Here is a 24,307-nt window from a genome sequence, read left to right on the forward strand (position 1 = left end):
CCCTTTCTTCTCTTCCATTTATAACGCTTTTCACGCCGGGACGCCACTCTGCACGTTCAATCGAACCGATGAATGAACAGACCGCTCTTCAGTTTCGGTTCGAACCACGTCGATTTTGGCGGCATTTGACCGTTCTCGTCGGCGACGCGCATCAGCTCTTCCATCGCCGTGGCATGACACGTCAATACGACGACGTCATCACGTTTAGCCAAGTCGGCGAGACGTTTCGGTGCGTCCTTGCCGCCGATGAAATCGATTCGGTGATCGGTGCGAACGTCCGTGACGTGAAAATACGGTTCGAGCACATCCCGTTGCAGCGTCGCGACGTCGAGCGACGTCGTCGTCTGCAATTTTTTGAGCATGAAATGCTCGCCCCGGTAAGACAAACCGAACGTGCCCCGCTCGTTCGGGACATACAAGGCAGGGACCGACTCGAGGTCATACGATAAATCCAGACTTTCGAGCAGCACCATCACTTCTTCTGTGTCCACTTGATTCAAAATCCGGTGATATGGCAAAATCGTCAGCTCATCGCTCGGGAACAAGACGCCGAGGAAGTGGTCCCGCTCTTGTTTCGATTCCCCTTCATGAATCGGGCTCCGTGCGACGACGGCTGCGGCTTTGGCCCGGTGATGCCCATCGGCGATATAGATGGCCGGAATGCTGGCCCCGAGCATGATGATGCGTGCTTGATGCTTGGATGGCACGGCATAGCCTTCATGGATGACACCTTCACTGTCCGTGAAGGCGAACAACGCCTCTCCTGTCGTCGCATCGTCCAAGATGCGACGCAACCCTTCGTCCGGCGCGTGGCTCATCAAAATCGGGCCAGTGTGCGCTTTCGTCGCCGATACGTGCTCGACGCGTTCGCGTTCTTTCGCGGCACGGGTGTGCTCATGAATCTTGATGCGACCGGCCTCATAATCGGTCACCGAGAATGTGGCGACGAGCCCTGTCTGGACACGCCCTTGATCGGTGAGCCGGTAAACATAAAATCCGTGGGTCCGTTCGGTCAACTCGCTCTCGTAAAGCCGTTCGAGCTCATGACGGGCTCGTTGTCCCCACGCCTCGAGCGGCATGTCCGCCGTGAACACTTCTGGTTTATCGACCGCAAGGAACGAGTCGGGACGCAGTTTGACGTCTTCACGTGCTTGTTCGACGCTGACGATATCGTACGGGTCGGCTGCGACGTTCTCGGGATGGGTTGGCATGTATGGGGCAAACGGTTTGAATACGACCATAATTATTCCTCCTTAAAATTCGCGGACGCGCATGACGCCCTCGATGTCGTACAGGGCGTGCACAGATAGCGTCTCATGTTTATGGTTGTCGATGTCGATCAACGTATAGGCCACGTCGTTGCGGCTCCGGTTGACCATGTTATCTATATTGATTCCGTTCTCGGCGAGCCGGCTGGCGATTTGACCGACCATGTTCGGGACGTTCAAATGGAGCACGGCCAAACGCCGCTTGCCGACGTAAGGGAGTTCCGTGTTCGGGAAATTGGCCGAGTTTCGGATACTACCGGTCTCGAGATACAGTTTGAGCGTATCGACGGCTTGGATTGCACAGTTCACCTCAGACTCGTGGGTCGAGGCGCCGAGGTGCGGGAACGCGACGACTTGCGGATGTCCGAGCAGCACTTGTTTCGGGAAGTCGGTGATGTATGTCGCCACGTTGTCATCGAGCGCTTCTAACAAATCGGCGTCATTCACGAGTTCACCCCGCGCGAAATTCAAAACGGTGGCGCCCGGTTTCATCTGCTTGAACCATGTCGCATCAATCATGTGGCGCGTGTCATCCGTAAGCGGCATATGAATCGTCAGGATGTCGACGTCGGCGAGCAACTCGCTCAACTGCTTCGCCCGTTTCACTTGTTGTGAGATATTCCAGGCCCCGTCGACCGATAAGTGCGGGTCGTACCCGATGACGTCGATGCCGAGATGGAGCAAATCGTTCGCGAGCGACGCCCCGATTGCACCGAGACCGACGATGCCGACGCGCTTGCCTCGCAGTTCGGAACCGACGAAACGCCGTTTCTGTTGTTCCATCGCTTCTTCGAGCGATGTCTGATCGGCAAACGTGTGATCGTTGACCCAGTTCGCCCCTTCCAAAATCGGACGGACCGATAACAGCATGCTGGCGAGCACGAGTTCTTTGACCGCGTTCGCATTCGCGCCCGGCGTATGGAACACGACGACCCCTTGACGGGCGAGCCGGTCGAGCGGGATGTTGTTCACGCCGGCACCGGCCCGGGCGATGGCGAGCAAGTAAGGCGGGATGTCCGCCTGATGGACGTCATGGCTCCGAATGACCCAGGCGTCCGCTTGTTCGGCGTCATTTACGGCATACTCGCTCGGCTCGAAACGCCGTAACCCGTCTTCTGCGATTTGATTATACGTTTTTATATGAAACATCTTGTCCCTCCTGTTCAAACTCATGCATCACATCGATGAGACGCTTCACGCCTTCGAGCGGCATCGCGTTGTATAGACTGGCTCGCAGGCCGCCGACCGAACGGTGACCCCCGAGCTCGATTAATCCGCGTGCCTCGGCGAATCGTTGAAACGCCCGGTCCGTCTCGGCATCCCCGGTCGTGAACGGGATGTTCGTCAGCGACCGCTGCTTGCCCAAGACGACGGCATGAAACATTGGCGATGCATCCAAGGCGTCGTAAAATAGACCACTCTTCTCGACGTTGCGACGTTCCATCGCCTCGACCCCGCCTTCTCCCTCGACCCAGGCGAGCACGCGCTCGGCGACGTATAGACTGAACGTCGATGGAGTGTTGAGCAGCGTATCGACGTGCTTGCTGTACGCGAGGTATGACGGCAAGTCACGGTCGACAATCAAATCGCGACGGATGATGACGAGCGTCAATCCGGCCGGCCCGATATTTTTTTGGGCACCGGCATATAATAGCCCATAGCGCTTGACGTCAATCGTTTCCGCCAAGATGTTCGACGAGACGTCGGCGACGATCGGGACGTCCGTGTCCGGCAGTTTCGTATAGCGCGTCCCTTCAATCGTGTTGTTCAACGTCACATGAAGATAGTCGACGTCTGAAATCGTCTCTGGCCATGCGGGAAGGTCTCGATACTTGACCGCTGCCGAACTGCCGGCGACGACGACGTCACCGTAGTGTTTCGCATCAGCAATCGCTTTTTTCGACCAAATCCCGCTGTCGAGATAGGCGAAGCGCCCCGACTCGCGCAGGTTCATCGGCACCATCGAGAATTGTAGGTTGGCACCGCCTTGTAGAAACAGGACGGCATAGTCGTCAGGAATCTGCATCAATCGCCGCAGTCTCGCCTCGAGCTGCTCGACGATTGTGGCGAACGTGTCGGAACGGTGACTCATCTCGACGATGGACACCCCTTGTTTATAGGAAAGAAACTCGGCTTGCACTTCACGTAAGACCGGTTCCGGCAAGACGCCCGGCCCGGCTGAAAAATTATAGATCACCGCCACTCCTCCTCTATTTCTCTGTAAGTACGTACTATTCCGTGCCTGACGTGCCGAATCCTGCCAAATGACAAAAATCGCCCTTATCCGGAGATAAGGGCGAACGATTATTCTTCGTCCATCGACAAGACGGACATGAATGCTTCTTGTGGCACTTCGACGGAACCAACCATCTTCATGCGCTTTTTACCTTCTTTTTGCTTCTCGAGCAATTTACGTTTCCGCGAGATGTCACCACCGTAACATTTGGCGAGAACGTTCTTACGGAGTGCCTTGATTGTCGAGCGGGCCACAATCTTCGTTCCGACTGCTGCTTGAATCGGCACTTCGAACTGCATCCGCGGGATGAGTGCTTTCAGCTTCTCGACGATGACCTTCCCACGTTCGTAGGCGAAATCACGGTGCACGATGAAGCTCAAGGCATCGACGAGCTCGTTGTTGAGGAGGATATCCATCTTGACGAGTCGCGACGGACGATAGCCGATCAAGTCGTAATCGAGCGACGCATAGCCTTTCGTGCTCGACTTCAACTGGTCGAAGAAGTCGTAGACGATCTCACTGAGCGGGATGTCGTACGTGATTTTGACGCGGGTCGTGTCGATATACTGCATATCGATGAAGCTACCGCGTTTCTTCTGACAGAGCTCCATGATGGCACCGACATAATCGTTCGGTGTCATGATGGCCGCTTTGACGTATGGCTCTTCAATCAATTCAACTTTTTGCTGTTCTGGCATCTTCGACGGGTTGTCGACGTGGATGACGTCCCCTGCTGTCGTCGTGACGTGATAGATAACCGACGGTGCCGTCGTAATCAAATCAATGCCGAATTCACGCTCGATTCGCTCTTGAATGATTTCCATGTGGAGCATGCCGAGGAATCCGCTCCGGAATCCGAATCCGAGTGCCTGTGACGTCTCCGGCTCGAACTCGAGCGCCGCGTCCGACAACTGAAGCCGTTCAAGTGCTTCACGCAAATCGTTGTACTTCGCCGCGTCAATCGGATAGAGACCGCAGTATACCATCGGGTTCATCTTCCGGTAACCCGGGAGTTGTTCCGTCGAAGGGTTTTTGGCGAGTGTGATCGTATCACCGACACGAACGTCGCCGACCGTTTTAATCGACGCCGAGAGCGTCCCAACGTCGCCGACATTCAATTCTTTCACCGATAACGGTTTCGGTGTCGAGACGCCGAGGTCCGTGACTTCAAACGATTTGCCCGTCGACATCATTTGTACCTTGTCTCCGACTTTGACCGAACCGTTAACGATTCGAATCGAAGCGACGACGCCGCGATAAGCGTCATAATACGAGTCGAAAATCAACGCCTGAAGTGGCGCTGACGGATCTCCCGTCGGTGCTGGGACGAGTTCGACGATCTGTTCGAGAATCTCTTCAATCCCGATTCCCGCTTTGGCCGAAGCCGGTACGGCATCACTCGCATCCAAACCGATGACGTCCTCAATCTCTTGACGGACGCGTTCGACGTCCGCAGACGGCAAGTCGATCTTGTTGATGACCGGGATGATTTCAAGGTCGTTATCAAGCGCGAGATAAACGTTCGCGAGCGTCTGGGCCTCGATGCCTTGCGCCGCATCGACGACGAGGACAGCCCCTTCACATGCTGCGAGTGAACGTGACACTTCATACGTGAAGTCGACGTGTCCCGGTGTATCGATCAAGTGAAGGATGTACTCTTCTCCGTCTTTTGCGGTATAGTTCAATTTAACGGCGTTCAACTTGATTGTAATCCCACGTTCCCGTTCGAGATCCATCGCATCGAGCGTCTGTTCTTTCATTTCACGCGCCGTGAGCGCACCAGTTCTCTCGAGAATCCGGTCAGCGAGCGTCGACTTCCCATGATCGATGTGAGCGATGATGGAAAAGTTCCGAATCTTCTTCTGACGATTCTCTAATTCTTGTTTGTTCATATATGGGTTCACCTATCCTTCTCATGCATACCGTGTCATTATATCAAAATCCTAAGTTAATGTGTACGACCTACTTCAACAATACCACATATAGTTTTCAGAATAATCATCAAGTGGTTGCTTTTCGAATAAGCGTTTGCTACAATTGTGCTTGTTCTGTTGAATGATTACTTGAAGTAATAAGAACATACACTTTCTTGTTTCAGGGGGTGACAAAACAATGGCAAACATCAAATCAGCAATCAAACGTGCAAAAACTTCTGAAAAGCGTCGCGTCGCGAACTCGCAAGAGAAAGCAGCAATGCGTACAGCAGTGAAACGTGTTGACGCTCTCGTACTCGAAGGAAACAAAGAAGCTGCTCAAGAAGCTTTCGTCCTCGCTACGAAGAAAATCGACAAAGCTGCAGCAAAAGGTCTTATCCACCAAAACAAAGCTGGCCGTGACAAATCACGTCTTGCAGCTCGCATCGCAGCTCTCTAATTAGAGACTAAAACGAAACAGCCGCCTCCATTAGGAGCCGGCTGTTTTTTGGGTTCGCATGACGTAATGGGTCCCGATTTCAGGAATCTCGAACGGTTCGCCCACGACGACTAGCCCGTTCCGCTCATAAAAACGGACTGCCACTTCTCGGGCGTTGCACCACCACGACTCATTGACCGCTTCATGCAACGCCTGTAAAAACGACGAGCCAATCCCTTGACCAGTAGATGTCGGGTCAGTCGCCATCCCTCTGAGTTGGTACGGCACCGTCTGACCATCGAAGTCACGCCCCACTTCCATCACGGTCGCGATGGACACGACACGTCCATCTTCGACCCAGGCGAAGTGACGCGTCGTCTCCGCGTCATCCCCTTCAAAATAACACGTCTCCACCGGCAAACCGGGCCGCAACACTTCATGCCGAAGCGGAATCACCGCTTCTAACCCTACTTCCTGTAACCCCATGTCCTCACCTCACAGTAATGTCAATTGGCAGACGAGCGTATCAAACACGATCTGCTTGTCACCCCGTCCCGTCTTCATTGCCTCATCCGCGTCGGCAATCAATGTCAGTGCCCGTCCGAGCTGAGCCTCGGAGAAATTCCGGCTCGCTTGCGAGGCCAGTTTCACCGTATACGGATGCGCCCCGATTTTCGAGGCGATTTGCTTCTCGCCATACCCCTTCTCCGTCAGCTGTTTCGCGAGATACATATTCCGGTACTGTCGCGCGAGGAGTGCTAACAAACCGATCAGCTCTTGACCTTGCTTCTCTAAATCACGGACGAGCCGAAGCGCCGCATCCGCACGACGGGCCACTAAGAATTCGGACAGTTGGAACACGTTGTCTTCGAGTGTCCGCGGGACGAGATCGTTGACGATATCAATCGGAATCTCTGCCCCTTCACTCGCGTACAGTTGCAACTTCTCGAGCTCGCGGACGAGTTTGCCCCAATCATCCTGACAGAGGAACAACAGCCGTTCGACGGTCGCCCGCTCCATTTTTTGGCCGCGCCGGTTCAGCTCGTCGCCGACGTAGCGCATCAGCTCCGACTGGCTCGGTTTTTTCGCTTCGAGCACGATGGCCCGCTCTTTTAAGCGCTTGACGACTTTTTTCCGTTCGTCGAGCTTCTCCGCTTCGATAATAAAGACGAGTACGGAATAAGGCGCTGGTTGTAACGCGTATTCGGTCAATCGCTCGACGTTTTGCTTTTGCTTCTCTTTTGCCCCCGTCAAGAACTGCGCTTGTTTGACGATGACGGTCCGATACTCGCTAAAGAACGGTACCGTCTCCGCCTCATCGAGCGCCGTGTCGAGTGACGTCTCGTGCAAGTCGAGCTGCATGACATCAAAGTGGTCACCAGATGGGTTTGCCGCTTTGATGATGGCCCGCTCCCACGTCTCTAGCAAATATTTTTCTGTCCCAAACAGGACGTACACGTTCGACAACTTTCCGTTATGCAGCCACGGTTCATTCAAAACACACACCACTTTCACAATTTATTCTTATCTAAACATAGATTATCCTTCACTGATTCGCTATACTTAGGACGGAACCATTTCAAGGAGGGACTCACTATGCATATTAACTCTGTTCGCCCACAAAGCGAAAACCCGTTCGAGAACGACGTACAGTGCAAACGTAACGATGCCATCGATTCAGCAATCGGCTTCATCGTCCCGTTCGGCTTTTTCTTCACCATCTTCGCGATTGGTGTCCTCATCAAGTTCTTGAGCTTATAAGTCAGTCAGAAAGCGATTGCCCCGGGGGAGCAATCGCTTTTTTAGTTTATCATAGTTTTTCATGGCGGTACTGCCTTCGTCACAATCCCGCGACACCGATTTCGTTCACAGACGACCATCCCGTCCTCGTCCGTCCGTAATACCCACTTTCCCTCGAGACGTTGCAGCGTGTCAAGATGCGGATGTCCGTAACGATTGTTCCTTCCGACACTGATGATGACCCATTCCGGATTGATTCGGTTCAACAGCGCCTCACTCGACGATGTGTTCGACCCATGATGCCCTAATTTGAACACATCGACGTCAACGGTCGGAATCATCTCTTCCCGCGTGTCCGGCAAATCCCCAGTCAATAAATACGTGAGCGCCCCGACCTGCATGAACAGCGACACCGAGTTCGCATTCTCGTCCTCGCCCGCCTCTCCCGGTGCGACGACCCACATCCATGGATACGGCCTATCCCCGCTCGACAGGAGCCTGACCGGGACTTGATAGGTCTCCAGCTCGGCCAGTAACTCGTCTCGTTTGCCTTGATCCGCTACTTCCGCCGAGAGCCACACCTCATCGACTTCGATGGACGAGAGCAAACCTGACAGTCCGCCGACGTGATCATGATCGGCATGGGTAAGCAATAAGAAGTCGAGGCGCGTCTCCCCTCGCTTCCATATGTACGGGGCGACGACGTCCGCTCCCGGGTCATAGGTGGACCGTTTCGATTCTTTCGGGTCTTGAAACACTCCGCCGACATCGATGACTCCCGTGACCTCGCCGTACTCGACGACGACGGCATCGCCTTGTCCGACGTCTAAAAACGTGACGCGCGGCTCTTCGACCCATTCAAGGACGCCATGCATGAGCAAGAGCGCAATCACGGCAAGCCCCCAACCGCTCCATCGTTTCCACTCAAGGAGCATCAATCCGCCCCACAGGACGACAGCGAGGCCAAGAGCGTGCCAAAACGTAAACTCATGCAGCGGAAGCCAAGGCCGCCAATCGTGATGCAGGGCGAACGTCCCATTCAGGCCATCGAGGATCGGATGCAGGAGCTTTTCAGCGGTCGGCACGATATACGCGAACAGGGCGAGCGGAATGACGATCCAGGAAATTAAGAAAGCGCCGACGACGTTATACACGGGTGCCAACACCGATATAATCGGTTGAACGGGCCATAACAAGATGAGCCCGAACCATTGAGCATATACGGCCAGCCCGAACGGTCCTGTCCAAATCGGGCGAGTCACGAGCAAGAACAACGTCATCGCAACCGTCAACTGAAACCCTAAATTCCATAGCAAGTACGGTTGCAAGGCGAGCAAGAACGCCGCGCACCAACTGAGCAACCGAATCGGGTCGCGGACACGGTAACCGAACAGTGACAACACAAGCAACACATCGGCGACGAGCACGGCCCGCGCCACTGGCGGCGAAAACCCGGTCAACCATCCGAACAACGTGACCACAACGAGAATCAACATTGTCTTCGTCTCTCGTCGGAGCGGCAACGGCCGCGTCGTCCAACGCAATCCGAGCACGAGGAGCGCGATATGTGACCCGGAGATGACGAGCAGATGGAGCAGACCGGTCACCCGGTAAGAAAACGAGGTATTCTCATCGAGCAACCGACTCTCCCCGAACAATAACGCCTCCATATAAAGCGCCACATCCGGCCGATACGTCGTCTCGATTCTTGCGAGCTGTCGTTCCTTCCAACGGAGCATCCGTCCACTCATGCCGTCACTCGGACGACACGCCTCGATGGCGACGTCACTCCCTTTAAACGCAAGTCCGGCCCCGTACGCCCAAGCCGCCTCGTCGAACCCACCCGTATTGCGCAACGGTGCGAACGGGGTCTGCTTGAACGTGACGAGGCACGTCTCTCCGGGACGACCGAGCGAGAGGTCACGACCGGTCAACACACCTTCCCTTCCGTCGATTTGTCCATACAGCCGCCCCGATTGGCCATTGTCCCGCCGGCTCTCGATGGCGAACAGATAGGGTCCGTCCACAGGCAACGGCTCGGCGTCAGGACGCACGAACACGAACAGGACGAGCAGGACGGCACCAATGTGCGCATAGACGGATTGACCACGCCAAGTGAAGGCGATGGCGACAGACAACAGGAGGCAGAGGGCGACTGATCCGTGTATCCCGGCAATGAATAGGCTGATTGGCAACAATGGATATAGTGGCATGTCATGGAACCAAGAGATAACCTTCCATGCTTTCTAACGTCTTCTCCCCGAACCCTTTGACGTTGCCGATCTCTTCATATGACTTGAACGGCCCATGCTGTTTCAAATGATTGAGAATCGCCTCGGCTTTGGCCGGACCGATGCCCGGTACTGTCATCAATTCGTCCTTCGTCGCACTGTTAACATGGACCCCGTTCGTCCCCCCGCCCGCTTCTTCAGCGGCAGGCACAACGACCGTCTCCCCTTTTTTCGGGACGCTCACTTTCGTCCCATCGACGAGCAATTGGGCCAAATTCAATTGTTCGGGATCAGCCTCGGCCGTCAAGACGGCGAGAGACAACACATCCCCAACACGGGCCCCTTGCGGCATCGTATACATATCGGGCGCCTCGACAGCCCCGGTCACATAGACGACGATTTCGGTCGGGACGCTCGGCTCGATTTCCGGCTCGGGTGTCGCCACGAACTGTTCGACCATCGGCGTCTCCGGTTCTTTCGAGTAAAACATATAGCCCACCCCAATGAATAATCCGACGAGCAGCACGACGACATACCGTCTCCACTTTTCCATACGTCTCCTCCTCGCGTGAGTCTTCCCTCTAGTATGAGCAAATAGACATCGGTGCGCCCGTTCCGCCTTTGACGTTTCTGATGCGCTTATGACCCTGATAGGCGTGTGTCGCATCCGCTTCGAGACGACAAAAAAGAGACAAGCCGAAACTTGTCTCAGTGCTCTTCAAAATGTTGGACTTGGCTCGCGAGTGCGGCGGCCTGCCCTTCTAACTCCTGCATCAAGGCGAAAATTTGATCGAAGCTCGCTTGTTGCTCTTTCATCGAGGCCGCGACTTCTTCATTGCCCGCCGCGAGTTCCTCGGTCACGCCGCTCACTTCCTCGACCCGTTTCAAGACGTTCGTGACTTCCGTGCTCGATGCGACCATCTCGCGCTCGATCGTCCCGACGAACGAGGCGACGTGATCGGTCCGGTCATGGATTCGACTGAACGCCTGCTTCGTCAATCCGAACGCCTCGAGCTGTGCCGTCTGCTCACGACTCGACTCTTCGACCATATCCGTCAAGCGGGCGACCTCATCGCGAATCGTCTGGACGACTCCGAAAATCGAACGTGTCGCCACGTTACTTTCTTCAGCCAGCTTCTTGACTTCGCTGGCGACGACTGCAAACCCTCGTCCGGCCTCGCCAGCCCGTGCAGCCTCGATGGCGGCGTTCAAGGCGAGCAGGTTCGTCTGGGCGGCGACGTCTTCCACGAGTTTCGCCATTTTCTCAATCTCTTCGGTCTTCCGGGCGAAGTCATCCATCCGATTGACGAGTGATGCGTTGCGCGCGCTCGAGCGCTCTAGAATCGCTTCCTGGTCCGTCAGCGTCTCGATACCGGCCGCGACTTCACGAGTCATCTCGGTCGTCTGTTCAGTCGTCTGCTTCGTCTGGTTCAAACTCGTCTCGAACGAGGTCGCCATGATGCCGACCGATTCGAGCGTCTCTTGCAGTTCCGTTGCAATCGACTGCGCCCCGTTCGCCATCTCATCGACCGCATTCGTGATGTTCGACGTCGTGCTGACCACGGCCTCGTTCTCGGCGGCCGCTGTCTCCGTCATATCGTTCACTTTCATCGACGTGACGCGAATGGACCCGATGACCGTCTGGAGCGACATCGTCATCTCTTGCATGGCCCGCTCTAACCGTCCGATTTCATCACGGCGCGTCGAATCCGGCAACGTGATTAACCGGCCGGCCGCGATTGCTTCCGCCGCCTCAACGTTTCGCTCGAGCGGATGGGTGATCGAGCGGGCGAAGAAGAAGTTATAGACACTGAGTGCGCCGATGACGAAGACCGTCAACAATACCGATACGAGCAGGAGACGTTTCGTCTCGCTCGCCGCCTCGGCCTGTAGCGCTTCATAGAACGTACCATTTTTCAAGAGGAGCGTGTTCACATCGTTCAATACTCCTTCGAGTTTGGCGGCTTGAATCCGGGCCGCAATTCCGCCTGCCTCGGCCGTCTCCACTTCAGCTTCAATCCGTTCATACTTCGTTGTCGCCCGTTCAAGGTGCGTCGCGAACTCTGGAATCAGATATGTCTGTTCGAGCATCGCAAACGTTTCTCCGTTCGTCGCCCGGATGCGCTCGAGTTGCGTCAGCGTCGATTGACTCATCTGCTCGCCGAGCGATGTCCAAAGCGACTGTTCTTGCAAGAGCGACGTCTCGAGCTGTGACAGCTCGATCATTTGCGTCCCATACTGTTCATTGTACGTCTGCAGACGATTGAGTGTCGTCAAAACGTAACTCATCATCAACACAATCAACAAGACCGTGAACACGGTCGAAAAGATAAACCGTTTCCGTAAACTCATTTCAGCGTCCCCTCCATCAACTGTTTCTGAAACGCCTCAAACTGTTTTGTCTCTTCGTCATCCCACTGGACACGACGAAGAGCGGCCAAACCGACACCGTTTTGATCGATTCCGAGTTCGACGTGGGTATTGAACGCCTCGTTCTCGAGTCGATTCGCGATTTCAACGATGGCCAAATCAACTTGTTTCAACATCGATGTGATGACCGCGTCCGGTGCAATCATCGATTGATCACTGTCGACCCCGATGGCCTTCACACCGTTCCGCTCAGCCGCCTCTAGAACTCCGACCCCTGTCAGTCCTGCAGCGGCGTATAACACGTCCGCTCCGGCTTCAATCTGTTTCTCTGCCAATTCGCGCCCGATTTCAGGTGATGCAAAATCGTTCGCATAGTCGACGAGCATCGTCACGTCATCGTTGACACTTTTCGCTCCGAGTTCGAAGCCAGTCCCAAACTTTTGAATCAGTTCGTTGTCGACGCCCCCGATAAATCCGATTTTGTTCGATTCCGTCTCGAGCCCCGCGACTGCCCCGGCTAGCGCACTGCCTTCCGTCTCTTTGAACGTCACGGACATGACGTTCGGTAACGTCGATACGGCATCAATCAACGCGAACTGTTGCTCCGGATGTTCGGCCGCTACCGCTTCCAAGTCCTCTTGACAAGCGAACCCGAGCCCGATGATGACGTCATGTCCGTCGGCGACGAGCTGTTCGAACCCGGCCTTGTACGTTTCCGTCTCATCCAACTCACGGTAATCGACGAACCATTCCCCCGTCTCACGGAGTTGTCCCATGCCGCGCATCGCCGCATCGCTGAATGACTGGTCCCCGAGACCAACATCAGACAAGACGACGCCCATCGATTGACGGGTTTCAACGGTTGCTTCCGGTTGGTCAATCACAGACTGACAACCTGGCAACCAAGTCACACATGCGGCCAACAAGCCGATGATGAGTGATTTCTTCATAATCGCTACTTCCTCTCTCTAATGGTCTGACATCTCACTTATCGTCAGAAACCGATCGAGTTTGAAGCCTTTTGTTTCAAATTTAGGGGAATTTGAGTAAAACAAAAAAGCCACAGACGATGACTTGTCTGTGGCTCCCTACTTATTCTTCCGTCGCGGCGAACGTTGACTCGCTCAACTCGCGATTCGCACTCGGCTGAACGTTGCCTTTTCCAGCAAAGTTGTCGAGTAAATCTTTCATATCGATTCCTGACGACGCTTTGAGCGTCTGTTGCAGCGATGCCATCAAGTCGGTGGCGTAACCCGTGACTTTGCCGGCTCCGCCGTCTTTGCCGCTGCCCGTATCGACGACCGTAATCTTGTCGATATTGCCAAGCGGTGCTGCGATTTGTTTCGCATAATCCGGAAGCATCTTGACGACCATGTCGAGGATGGCGGCTTGACCATACTGCTCGAACGCTTCGGCAATCTTTTGTTTCGCTTCGGCTTCGGCGAGACCCGTCAAGCGGATAATGTCAGCTTCGGCTTCCCCTTTGGCCCGTTCCGAATCGGCCTCGGCCACACCGGCGAGGCGGACCCGTTCGGCGTCGGCTTTCGCTTCCGCTTCGATGCGGTACTTCTCAGCGTCGGCTGCGGCGATTTGACGTGCCTTGTCGGCTTCGGCTGACTGCTCGATCGCATAGCGGTCGGCGTCGGCTTTCTTCTTCACTTCAGAATCGTACTGTTTCTCACGACGCATGATTTCTTTCTCTTCGAGCTCGATTTGCTTTTGACGTTCGATGATTTGGACCTGCATCTGTTGCTCGGTGACTTCTTGCTTCGCTTTCGCTTCTTCGAGCTCATACGCTTGGTCGGCGCGGGCCTTGGCGACGTCTTGTTCACGGCGATACGCCGCGATACGAAGCTGGTTCTCTTTCTCGGCTTCCGCGATTTCTGAAGCACGTTCAAGTTCCGCTTTCTTCGCGTCCTTCATCGCTTCTGCTTGTTTGATGCGCGTCTCTTTGTCCGCTTCGGCCGTGGCGATATCGGCATCTCGCTTCACTTGCGCGATTCGTGGCTTCCCGAGCGATTCAAGATAGCCGTTCTTGTCACGAACATCTTTGATGGTGAACGAGACGATAACGAGACCCATCTTGGCCAAGTCTTGTGAGGCGACGCGTTGCACTTCTTGCGAGAACTTATCACGGTTCTTATAAATCTCTTCAACTGTCATTGAACCGAGGATTGAACGGAGGTGACCTTCGAGCACTTCTTTCGCCTCGTTCTCGCGTTCGATTTTCGGTTTGCCGAGGAATTGTTCGGCCGCCGTGGCAATCTCACTGATTGAGCCGCCGATTTTGATGATGGCCGTCCCGTCCGCCATGACCGGTACACCTTGCTCGGTATACACTTCCGGCGTCGTCACCTCGAGCTTGCTCGAGAGAAGACTGAGTGGTTCTGCCTGCTGGAACACCGGCAAGACGAACGTTCCGCCCCCACGGATAATCTTCACGCGGTTGCCTGACGCGTCGCTATGGACGTTCTTTTTCCCTAAGTAGCTGCCGGTAACGATGAGCGCCTCATCTGGTCCGACCGTGCGATACTTCAACACGAAGACGAAAATTAAGGCGAGCAAAATCACTCCGACGATAATACTGGCTAAAATAGCTGTGTTCATACGTTAAAACTCCTTTCGGATTGTCGGTTCGTCATACTCCATGACGACCGCAATGTTTCGTTCGACTTCGATGATGACGACGCGTTGTGTCGTATCGATGGCTTTTCCGTCGACACTCTTGGCCGTTTTTAGTACGGATCCCGTTACCGATTCGACGAGCACTTCGCCAAACCCACCTTCTGGGACCGGGACCGTCAATCGACCAATCAGGCCGACGAGGGATTCATCGGTCATTCCGATCGATTCTTCCGCGTTCGATAGCGGCAAGAGGACAAATAAGTACAGGAGCGTCGTGAGCGCGAATGAACCGACGAGGGCGACGGCAAGCCCTATCATTGGCGACACGTGGGCAAGCGCATTTAAAATCAATCCGATTCCCGCACCGAGCGCTAAAAAGGATAAGATGACGGCGGGATTGAACCAACCATCAAATACATCGAACGCATCTGAAAAAATCATGTACACGAATGTACCGAGACCCGCGATGATGAGTACCCACCAATACAGCTGATCTAACGATTCCATTACCACTCCTCCTCGGCGCGACGCTGTCGTTCGTACGAAAGGACGCGGCGCAAATGTTCGACTTCGAGCGCGAGCGCCTGTTCAATCGTGTCCCACTCTGCCAACGGTCGGGTCGGTTGATTGACCGACTGTCGGACCCGTCCTAACGTCTGCTCGAGACGTAAGCGATCATAGCGGTCGACCGCCTCCATCCGTTCTTGTCGCAGAAGTGACAAATAGTGATCGACTTCCGCTTGTAACGCAATGATTTGCTCGGTCGCCGCTTCCGACGATTCCTGCATGAGCAAGCGACGCACCCTGACTTGATGGGCGATCAGTTTTGCAATCCGAGCTTCTAGCTCGAGAATATGTTTATAGAGAGATTCTGCCTCATCTTCATCCGTGTCATCGCGCCACCACATCTCCGACTCACCTCGCTTCTTTCTTTACTCACTTGTCTATACGTTTAGAGCGAAACTTTGGTTTCAAAATAACTAAAAAAAATGTAAGATTGATTTGCTAGCGTTAGAAAGGAAGTGCTCACATTGGGCAATCAAGTCATTAAATTATCAGCTACCGCCCAGGAGGAACTCATCGCGAGTTATCGGGCCCATTCAGTCAATCCTCCGCCACACGCACGATTCAGTGCTAAAACACCTCAGTGTGTGATTACGGTCTACAATTCGGGTAAAGTCATGTTCCAAGGACGTGATGCCGACACGGAAGCCGCCAAATGGGGAACGAGCATTAAAAAAGAACCTAGCGTTCCGAAAAATGTTCTGCCGGAAGGCTTTTCGGACTGGTCTGTCATCGGGAGCGACGAAGTCGGAAAAGGTGATTATTTCGGACCGCTCGTCGTCGTCGCCGCCTACGTGCCAAAAGAGAAAATCGCTCTCGTCAAAGAGCTCGGGGTCAAAGACTCCAAACTGCTGTCGGACACAGAAATCGTCCGAATCGCCAAAGACTTGCACGTCACCATCACCTATCAGAAGGCGACGTTGCACAATCCGGCGTATAATAAAATGCAACGGACGATGACGCAAGGCAAAATGACGGCCATCGCCCATAACGCCGCCTTGTCGGCCTTATTGCAGAAGCTCGATGCGACACCGGACGCCATTTTAATCGATCAGTTCGCTGAAAAGAACATCTACTATAACCACCTTCGTTCCGAAAAAGCAGTCGTCAAAGATGACGTCTATTTCTCGACGAAAGCGGAAGGATTGCATGTCGCCGTGGCCGCCGCCTCGATTCTCGCTCGCGCCTTGTTCTTAAAAGAAATGGACAAGTTAAGTGCGACACTCGGGGTCACGTTACCGAAAGGCGCCGGCGCCAAAGTCGACCAAGTCGCGGCCGATTTGATTCTTCGTTATGGTCAATCCCGTTTGAACGAGGTCGCGAAAGTTCACTTCGCCAACACGAAAAAAGCAATCCGGTTGAGCGAGTTGAAACGATAGTCCTACATTTGTAGATATGGTATATTATTTTTAGGGTTTAATGAACTTAAAAATTTTTGGAGGATAGCGTTCATGTTGCATTATAAAACGTACACATTAAGCGACGACCATCCTTGGGTCATCTTCATCCATGGCGCGGGTGGAAGTCTGTCGCATTGGTATCGTCAAATTCGGCCGTTCAAAAAGAAATATAACGTGCTCCTGCTCGACCTACGCGGACATGGCGGCTCTTACAACGCAGAACAGTCGTTGAATCAACCGCTGAACGCGTATACGCTCGATGTCGTTGTCGAAGACGTCGTCGAGGTCATGGACCACTTACAGATTGAAAAAGGCCACATGGTCGGCCTATCGCTCGGGACGATTGTCATTCAAGCGATGTTCGAGCACCATCCGGAACGAATCGCTTCAGTCGTGCTCGGCGGGGCCATCGTCAAGTTCAACGTCCGCTCGACGTTGTTGATTCGCCTCGGTAGTCTCGTACAGAGCTTCGTGCCGTACATGTGGCTATATCAGCTGTTCGCGTGGATTTTATTACCGAAGAAGCGTCATAAGAAATCACGCATGATGTTCGTCCGCGATGCGGCCAACCTGTGTCAACGCGAGTTCATCCGCTGGTTCAAGATGACCGAGAATATGAATCCGTTGCTTCGTCATTTCTCTTCGATCGAGACGAACGTACCGATTCTCTATATTATGGGTGACGAGGACTACATGTTCCTCGAAGCCGTCGAACGGACTGCGAAACATCAGCCGACGGCTCGTGTCCAAGTCGTCACTGACTCGGGCCATGTCGTCAATGTCGACCAACCCGATCATTTCAATTCAATCTCGATGGCATTCATCGATCAACAAGTTGGCTCACTTGCAGCCAGCACGTCTTAATACGAGACGATCCTTCATTGGGTCGTTTTTCTTTTTGAGCGGTTTTCAATTTTTTTCAAATTAATTTTCAGAAAATATTGATTATTGAAAAATATCGTGTTACTCTTAGACAAATCTTAACAAACGGAGGAGCTGGCAATGATGAAAACCCATGCGCAACACGGCCTACTGATTATTATTCGACTGAGGGACTGAAAATCGACTCGATGACCGAGACGAATTTTTGGGCCCTTGTTTCGATGGTTTCGGACGAGGCGCTCATGGTATGACCGACGCGCCTATCCCATCCGGATAGGTTTTTTTATTGGATTGACACACATAGAGGAGATGATGGAAGTGAAACAGTACGCAATGGACCGAATGATCAAAATATCAGCAGGAATGGCAAGCGCCGTCCTCGTCACGCTCGGGGTTGGACTCTTGATTGAAACGATTGGGAAGATGGCCGGCATCGAGACACTCGTCTTGATCGGGCAAGTCGCGAAATCATTGCTCGCCCCGGCACTCGGTGCCGGTGTCGCTTATCAGCTCGGCGGCAATACGCTCATTTTGTTCAGCTCGATGATTGCGGCAACCGTTGGTGGTGCGGCGCTCCAAGCGACCGAGAGCGGGCTCGTCCTCGTGCCCGGTCAACCGATCAGCGCCTTGATTGCAGCAGCAGCTGCGGTCTGGTTAGGCAAACGTGTCCTCGGGAAAACGAAATTTGATATGATGGTCGTCCCGGTCACCGCTGTCCTTGGAGGCGGCATCGTCGGAGTCGGCGCAGCAGCCGTCACGACACCGCTCATCAACTCAATCAGCGCCAGCATCACCGCTTCGGTCAATACGTCTCCAATCGCGACATCGCTCGTCATCGCGCTCGTATTTAGTGTCATGCTCATGTCACCTGCTTCGTCGGCCGCACTCGCCATCGCGCTTCAACTCGACCCGGTCGCCAGTGCCGCCGCGTTGATCGGATGTACGGCCCAGTTCGTCGGCTTCACGCTCATGGCATATCGTCAAACAGATCCAGGCGGTTTGGTCGCCTCGTTCTTCGTCACACCGAAAGTCCAGTTTCCGAACGTCGTCAAAAACCCTCGCGTCGTCATGCCGCCTTTCATCGCGGCGATGATCAGCGCGCCGATTGCGACGCTCGTCTTCTCACTCGAAGTCCCTTATGAAATCGCGGGACTCGGGCTCAACTCATTGATTGCGCCGCTCAACATCCTTGCCGCGCAAGGAATGGACGCGTTCCTCATCTTCGTTGGAACGGGAGTTGTCCTTCCGGCCATCATCACGCTCGTCTTGTATAAAGTGACATGCCTCGTCGGTTGGACAAAGTTCGGCGACTTGGCTCTTGAAGTCCAGTAAACTCAAAAAAGGTGTCCACACTGATATGCTCCCCAATAGGTAGACAGATGAAATAACAAATCTGTTTATCTGATTGGGGAGTGTTTTTTATGGCGAGAAGTCGGCATTCAATCGAACAAAAACTGAGTGCACTACGGATGATGGAAGAAGAAACATATACGTGGAAGGAAATCGAGGAGGCCCATGACGTCTCTGAGCATACCCTCCGGGTGTGGAAAGTGAAATTCGAGACCGGCGGAATCGACGCCTTGAAGGAGTCGAGGACATGGAAACTGTACACAAAGGAACAGAAAATAGCGGCCGTACGTGACTATCTCGATGGGGTCACCATGGTGGAAGTCCTCTCCAGACATCAAATCAGTAGTCGTTCGGTTCTATATCGGTGGATCAAGAAGTATACTAGTCATAGCGAGTTAACAGATTCGAGAAAAGGGATGGATCGAGCTATGACAAAAGGGAGAAAGACCACATTCGAGGAACGCATGGAGATCGTCAGGTATTGCCTGGACAATGGACGGAACTATAAACAGACGGCCGAGATATTCGCCGTGTCGTACCACCAGGTCTACGGCTGGACGAAAAAATATGACGCCGACGGCGTGCACGGGCTCGAGGACCGGCGCGGACGGACGAAGCAAGAAGAGGAACTGACCAACGAAGAGAAGCTCGAACGTCGCATCCAACAGATCGAGCGGGAGAACGAGCGCCTGCGGGCCGAGAACCTGTTCCTAAAAAAGTTAGAGGAGATCGAGAGGAGAGGTTGATCAGCCAAATCCGGCTACAATTACGTTACATGGCGATCGAGGAAATGTCGACGACCGACACGTTCCCGGTCGTGCTCCTGTGTAAAATCGCGCAGGTCTCACGGGCCGCCTACTACAAATGGTTGAAGCGTACCGTCTCGGTACGCGAGGAGGAGAACTTGGGCTTACTGGAGGACATCCGTCTCCTCTATGACCAGGTGAACGGGACCTACGGCTATCGACGGCTCACCATGACAATCAACCGCAGACGACGTCAACATGGCCTGCCGGCATACAATGAGAAGCGGATCTATCGTCTCATGCGCATCCATGAGATCCGTTCGGTCATCCGCCAGAAACGAAAGCGGCACAAGAAGTCGTCCCCGCAACATGTGGCGGAGAACCTGATGAACCGGGAATTCCGTGCGTCCCGACCGGACGAGAAATGGTGCACCGACGTCACTGAGTTCAAATATGGTGCCGGGAAGAAGGCGTATCTGAGCGCGATCATCGACCTGTATGACGGCTCGATCGTCGCCTATCGCATCGGGAAATCCAACAACAACGCGCTCGTCTTCCAGACGATGATCCCAGCCATCGCGGGGCTCCGTTCAGGAGCGAGTCCGATGATCCATAGCGATCGAGGGTTCCAATATACCTCGAGAGGGTTCAAACGCATGGTGGAAGACGCGGGGCTGACCCACAGCATGTCCCGGGTCGGACGTTGTCTCGACAACGCCCCGATCGAGGGTTTTTGGGGTACCCTGAAAGTCGAGATGTACTATTTGCGTGAGTTCCAGGCCTACAGCGAACTCACATCAGCCATCGAGGCCTACATATCGTTCTACAACCATGATCGTTTCCAGAAACGACTAAACGGCTTGAGCCCTGTCGAATACAGGACTCAAGCCGCCTAGGCTGATTTTCATTATTTGCCCTGTCTACTTGACGGGGAGCAGTTCACACGTGGTGGACACCTTTTTAGGTTATGCGCGAACTTCCGCACCGTGTGCCGCTTGAACGGCAGTGAGAATCGCTTCATACGACGCCGTCACTTCTTCATCTTGAAGGGTGCGGGTCGGATCTTGATACTTGAGCGAGAAGGCGATTGATTTCTCATCGTCCCCTACGTTCTCCCCGATATAGACATCGAACAAGGCGAGGTCAATCAAGAGCGGTCCTGCCGCCTGTTTGATGGTCGCTTCGACTTGACCGGCCGGGATGTCCCGTTTCAACACGAGCGCCAAATCACGTGTGATGGATGGGAAACGTGGTACGTCTTCATAGATGAGCTCGGCTGACTGTTGCAACACGTCCAAGTCGAGTTCGAACACGTACACTTCTTTCAATCCATACACGTCTTTCGACACGCCTGGATGGACTTGTCCGACGTAACCGATGACACGTCCGTCGATGAGCACGTTTGCGGTACGACCTGGGTGCATATCGGCAATCACGGCCGCCTCATACGTCGCTTCGACACGTAGCGCAGACAAGAGCGTCTCAACGGCTCCTTTGGCGACGAAATAGTCGACCGGGACACGCGTACCTTGTGAACGGTGATCGTACCAAAGTCCCGTCAATACGCCGGCGACGCGCTCCGTTTCACGTGGCAACGTCTCGCCTTGTTCAACATAGACGCGTCCTGTCTCATACAATCGCACGTTCGCTTGTTGACGCGACGTATTGTAACGAGCCGCCTCCAACAGACCTGGGATGAGCGATGTCCGGAGTACCGAACGCTCTTCGCTCATCGGCATTGCCAAGTTCACTTGCGTCAAGTCGGCTCCACTGAAGCGTGAGGCGTTCCCGACGCTCGTGAGCGAGTACGTGATCGCTTGCGACAATCCTGCGCCTTGGAGGATGCGACGGACGCGACGGCGCAACACGTTTTCTTTCGGGAGGTACCCTTTCGAGTGTGACGCCGGAAGGCTCGACGGAAGACTGTCATAGCCATAGAGGCGTGCCACTTCTTCCGTGATGTCAGCCGGCAACTCCAAGTCAGGGCGACGCGACGGTACGTGGACCGTCAACGTCTCGTCCCCGGTCACATCGAGACCGAGACGTTCCAAGATGCGGACAATCGTCTCTTGCTCGAGGTCCATTCCGAGTCGATGGTTGATATAAGCGACCGAGACATCAATCGTCCGAGCCGCAGAGTCTTTGTCCCCAGCGATGACGATGTCGCTAATTGTGCCACCGCTCACTTCGACGATGAGTTCGGCCGCACGGTCAAGGGCCAATTGTAACCGTTCCGGGTCGACCCCTTTTTCAAAGCGGGCACTCGAATCCGAGCGTAAACCGAGCGTACGGCTCGTCTTACGGACCGATGCCGGTGCGAAGTTGGCCGACTCGAGGATGATACTCGACGTCGTCGCATCGACTTCGGTGTTCGCTCCACCCATGACGCCGGCGATGGCGACAGGCTGCTCGCCGTCCGTGATGACCATCATCGAGGCATCGAGCGTGCGCGTCACGTCATCGAGCGTGACGATTTCTTCCCCGTCATACGCTTGGCGAACAGCAATCGTCGTTCCGAGTTTCGCCGTATCGAACGCATGAAGCGGTTGACCGAGCTCGAGCATGACGTAGTTCGTCACATCGACGACGTTGTTGATTGGGCGGACGCCTTCTGCGATCAAAATATTTTTCAACCATTGTGGCGAGTCACCGATGACGACGCCGTCGACACGGCGTGTCGCATAGTACGGACAGTTGTCTGTCTCGAGACGAACGCTGACCGTGTTCGCGACATCTGTCGTCACGTCAGCAGTCGGTAATGTGTATGGGCGCTCAAGGATGGCCGCGACTTCATGAATGATCCCGTAAAGGCTTAAGCAATCTGAACGGTTCGGTGTCAATCCGAGCTCGATTACTTCATCGTCGAGGTCTAACAGACGGATGACGTCCGCACCGACTTCGACCGGTTCGCGGAACGTGTGAATGCCATCCTGCTCGTCTTCACGAATTTGTTTCTTCTCGAACCCGAGTTCCTCGAGCGAGCAAATCATCCCTTGCGACTCGACGCCGCGCAGCTTCGCTTTCTTAATTTTAAGGCCTGGGAGACGAGCTCCGACTGTCGCCACGATGACGTGTTGACCAGCGGCGACGTTCGGCGCGCCACAGACGATTTGAACCGGGCTATCCGCACCGATATCGACCGCCGTCACGTTCAATTTGTCGGCCTCCGGATGCTTCTCGCAAGCGAGGACATGCCCGACGACGAGTCCCGACAAGCCTTCCGACCGGCTGACGACGCTCTCGACTTCAATCCCGTTTTTCGTGATTAAGTCACCGAGCGTTTGTCCGCTCAAATCGGATACGTCAATATATTGATTCAACCATTTTTTTGATAATAACATGTGTGATCCCCCTTAGAATTGCTCGATGAAGCGTAAGTCGTTTGTATAGAAGTGACGAATATCGTCCACCCCATGTTTTAACATCGCCATCCGTTCGACACCGATTCCGAATGCAAATCCGGACATCTTCGTCGAATCATAGCCTGCCATTTCAAGCACGCGTGGATGCACCATTCCGCCTCCGAGAATCTCAATCCAGCCTGTCTTCTTACAGACGTTGCAGCCTTTGCCGCCGCACTTGAAACAAGAGATATCGACTTCGACCGACGGCTCTGTGAACGGGAAGAAGCTCGGACGGAGACGAATCTCACGCGTCTCACCGAACAACTGTTTGACGAACACTTCGAGCGTGCCTTTCAAATCGGCCATCGAGATATGCTCATCGATGACGAGCCCTTCGATTTGCATGAATTGATGCGAGTGCGTCGCGTCATCCTCATCGCGACGGTACACTTTACCCGGGCAGATAATGCGAATCGGTTTTCCTTCCGCTTGGAGCATCGTCCGTGCTTGAACAGGCGACGTATGCGTCCGGAGGAGCGTCTCGTCTGTCACATAGAACGAATCCTGCATATCGCGGGCCGGATGGTCTTTCGGGAGGTTGAGCATCTCGAAATTGTACAAATCCGTCTCGACTTCCGGACCTTCGGCAATCGTATAACCAAGACCGACGAACAAATCTTCCATCTCATCGACAATTTGTTGGAGCAAATGGGTATGACCTGGCAGTGACGTCCGACCTGGGAGCGTGACATCAATCGTTTCCGCCGCCAGTTTCGCTTCGAGCTCGACTGCCTTCACTTCCTCGATCCGTGCCTCTAACGTGTCTTGGATTGTCGTCCGGACCGTGTTGACGAGTTCGCCCACTGCAGGCCGCTCTTCAGGAGAGAGTTTCCCCATCCCGCGGAGCACCTCGGTCATCGGCCCCTTCTTCCCTAAATATTTGATGCGGACTTCGTTCAACTCTTTTTGCGAAGATGCCGCTTGAATCTCTTGCAACGCCTCTTGTTGTAATTGTTCCAACTGTTCTTTCATTCTTGTTTCCTCCTCTACAAAAAAAGTCCCTTCAGTCGATGACTGAAGGGACGAATAATCGCGGTACCACCCTACTTGGCCGAAATCGGCCCACTTGAGAGCATCGGTATCGGGATGCTACTTCGGTGTTGTCTCCAACACGACTCGAGAGTGAATTCAGCGCCGAC

At 54.1% G+C, this 24,307-nt stretch carries 21 protein-coding genes; 6 read left to right on the forward strand and 15 right to left on the reverse strand.

What is annotated here, in order from left to right:
• Window positions 1-56 precede the first annotated feature (56 nt).
• From KNP68_RS01545 to lepA, 4 genes are all read right to left on the reverse strand, one after another.
• Window positions 57-1,241 (reverse strand): DUF1015 domain-containing protein, encoded by a 1,185-nt coding sequence (locus KNP68_RS01545; RefSeq protein ID WP_214798484.1) that lies wholly within the window; start codon window positions 1,239-1,241, stop codon window positions 57-59.
• 12 nt (window positions 1,242-1,253) lie between these two features.
• A complete protein-coding gene (locus KNP68_RS01550) occupies window positions 1,254-2,417 on the reverse strand; it encodes a phosphoglycerate dehydrogenase (RefSeq protein ID WP_214798488.1) in 1,164 nt (387 codons plus the stop codon).
• Window positions 2,395-3,471, reverse strand: coding sequence for a 3-phosphoserine/phosphohydroxythreonine transaminase (gene serC / locus KNP68_RS01555; RefSeq protein ID WP_214798491.1), 1,077 nt, complete (start codon window positions 3,469-3,471; stop codon window positions 2,395-2,397). The genes KNP68_RS01550 and serC overlap by 23 nt, the downstream gene beginning before the upstream one ends.
• A gap of 101 nt (window positions 3,472-3,572) precedes the next feature.
• The gene (lepA, locus tag KNP68_RS01560) at window positions 3,573-5,396 is read right to left on the reverse strand and encodes a translation elongation factor 4 (RefSeq protein ID WP_021065662.1); all 1,824 of its coding nucleotides are present in this window, start codon (window positions 5,394-5,396) and stop codon (window positions 3,573-3,575) included.
• A 220-nt stretch (window positions 5,397-5,616) separates the two neighbouring features.
• Here lepA and rpsT point away from each other — a divergent pair, with 220 nt between their 5' ends.
• Entirely contained in the window at window positions 5,617-5,877 is a 261-nt protein-coding gene (gene rpsT / locus KNP68_RS01565) for a 30S ribosomal protein S20 (RefSeq protein ID WP_021065661.1), read from the forward strand.
• A 30-nt stretch (window positions 5,878-5,907) separates the two neighbouring features.
• On the opposite strand, the gene KNP68_RS01570 is transcribed toward rpsT, so the two are convergent.
• Together KNP68_RS01570 and holA are read right to left on the reverse strand one after the other, a co-directional pair.
• On the reverse strand, window positions 5,908-6,342 hold the full coding sequence (locus KNP68_RS01570; protein WP_029595202.1) for a GNAT family N-acetyltransferase: 435 nt from the start codon (window positions 6,340-6,342) through the stop codon (window positions 5,908-5,910).
• A gap of 9 nt (window positions 6,343-6,351) precedes the next feature.
• Window positions 6,352-7,362, reverse strand: coding sequence for a DNA polymerase III subunit delta (gene holA, locus KNP68_RS01575; protein ID WP_235045161.1), 1,011 nt, complete (start codon window positions 7,360-7,362; stop codon window positions 6,352-6,354).
• A 90-nt stretch (window positions 7,363-7,452) separates the two neighbouring features.
• On the opposite strand from holA, the gene KNP68_RS01580 reads away from it, so the two are divergent.
• Entirely contained in the window at window positions 7,453-7,617 is a 165-nt protein-coding gene (locus tag KNP68_RS01580) for a YqzM family protein (protein WP_016508105.1), read from the forward strand.
• Between the two features lie 59 nt (window positions 7,618-7,676).
• On the opposite strand, the gene KNP68_RS01585 is transcribed toward KNP68_RS01580, so the two are convergent.
• The 7 genes from KNP68_RS01585 to KNP68_RS01615 form a co-directional block, all read right to left on the reverse strand.
• On the reverse strand, window positions 7,677-9,809 hold the full coding sequence (locus tag KNP68_RS01585; RefSeq protein ID WP_214798494.1) for a ComEC/Rec2 family competence protein: 2,133 nt from the start codon (window positions 9,807-9,809) through the stop codon (window positions 7,677-7,679).
• 1 nt (window position 9,810) lies between these two features.
• Window positions 9,811-10,380, reverse strand: coding sequence for a helix-hairpin-helix domain-containing protein (locus KNP68_RS01590; protein ID WP_021065657.1), 570 nt, complete (start codon window positions 10,378-10,380; stop codon window positions 9,811-9,813).
• Window positions 10,381-10,535: 155 nt separating this feature from the next.
• A complete protein-coding gene (locus tag KNP68_RS01595; RefSeq protein ID WP_029595200.1) occupies window positions 10,536-12,179 on the reverse strand; it encodes a methyl-accepting chemotaxis protein in 1,644 nt (547 codons plus the stop codon).
• Window positions 12,176-13,147, reverse strand: coding sequence for a BMP family lipoprotein (locus KNP68_RS01600; protein ID WP_021065655.1), 972 nt, complete (start codon window positions 13,145-13,147; stop codon window positions 12,176-12,178). The genes KNP68_RS01595 and KNP68_RS01600 overlap by 4 nt, the downstream gene beginning before the upstream one ends.
• Before the next feature lie 142 nt (window positions 13,148-13,289).
• A complete protein-coding gene (locus KNP68_RS01605; RefSeq protein ID WP_021065654.1) occupies window positions 13,290-14,804 on the reverse strand; it encodes a flotillin lipid rafts scaffold protein FloT in 1,515 nt (504 codons plus the stop codon).
• Between the two features lie 3 nt (window positions 14,805-14,807).
• Window positions 14,808-15,329 (reverse strand): NfeD family membrane protein, encoded by a 522-nt coding sequence (locus KNP68_RS01610; RefSeq protein ID WP_021065653.1) that lies wholly within the window; start codon window positions 15,327-15,329, stop codon window positions 14,808-14,810.
• Window positions 15,329-15,730, reverse strand: a complete 402-nt coding sequence (locus tag KNP68_RS01615) for a hypothetical protein (RefSeq protein WP_021065652.1) — start codon at window positions 15,728-15,730, stop codon at window positions 15,329-15,331. The genes KNP68_RS01610 and KNP68_RS01615 overlap by 1 nt, the downstream gene beginning before the upstream one ends.
• 123 nt (window positions 15,731-15,853) lie before the next feature.
• Here KNP68_RS01615 and rnhC point away from each other — a divergent pair, with 123 nt between their 5' ends.
• The 4 genes from rnhC to KNP68_RS01635 all read left to right on the forward strand — a co-directional run bounded on the left by rnhC (window position 15,854) and on the right by KNP68_RS01635 (window position 20,660).
• On the forward strand, window positions 15,854-16,765 hold the full coding sequence (rnhC, locus tag KNP68_RS01620) for a ribonuclease HIII (RefSeq protein ID WP_131471290.1): 912 nt from the start codon (window positions 15,854-15,856) through the stop codon (window positions 16,763-16,765).
• 72 nt (window positions 16,766-16,837) lie between these two features.
• On the forward strand, window positions 16,838-17,650 hold the full coding sequence (locus KNP68_RS01625) for an alpha/beta fold hydrolase (RefSeq protein ID WP_021065650.1): 813 nt from the start codon (window positions 16,838-16,840) through the stop codon (window positions 17,648-17,650).
• 327 nt (window positions 17,651-17,977) lie between these two features.
• The gene (locus tag KNP68_RS01630) at window positions 17,978-19,000 is read left to right on the forward strand and encodes a PTS sugar transporter subunit IIC (protein ID WP_214756562.1); all 1,023 of its coding nucleotides are present in this window, start codon (window positions 17,978-17,980) and stop codon (window positions 18,998-19,000) included.
• 89 nt (window positions 19,001-19,089) lie between these two features.
• Window positions 19,090-20,660, forward strand: a protein-coding gene (locus KNP68_RS01635) for an IS3 family transposase (protein ID WP_214798497.1) whose coding sequence is annotated in 2 segments (ribosomal slippage) — window positions 19,090-19,729 and window positions 19,729-20,660 — 1,572 coding nt in all. Because the reading frame shifts where the segments join, the coding sequence is not laid out codon by codon here.
• A 69-nt stretch (window positions 20,661-20,729) separates the two neighbouring features.
• Here KNP68_RS01635 and pheT read toward each other — a convergent pair.
• Window positions 20,730-23,105 carry a phenylalanine--tRNA ligase subunit beta gene (gene pheT, locus KNP68_RS01640; protein ID WP_214798500.1) on the reverse strand — a complete coding sequence of 792 codons (2,376 nt, stop codon included), beginning with the start codon at window positions 23,103-23,105 and terminating at the stop codon, window positions 20,730-20,732.
• A gap of 12 nt (window positions 23,106-23,117) precedes the next feature.
• Entirely contained in the window at window positions 23,118-24,140 is a 1,023-nt protein-coding gene (pheS, locus tag KNP68_RS01645; protein WP_214756533.1) for a phenylalanine--tRNA ligase subunit alpha, read from the reverse strand.
• Window positions 24,141-24,307 lie beyond the last annotated feature (167 nt).

The organism is Exiguobacterium sp. s50, from assembly GCF_018618175.1.
Classification (GTDB): Bacteria; Bacillota; Bacilli; order Exiguobacteriales; family Exiguobacteriaceae; genus Exiguobacterium; species Exiguobacterium chiriqhucha.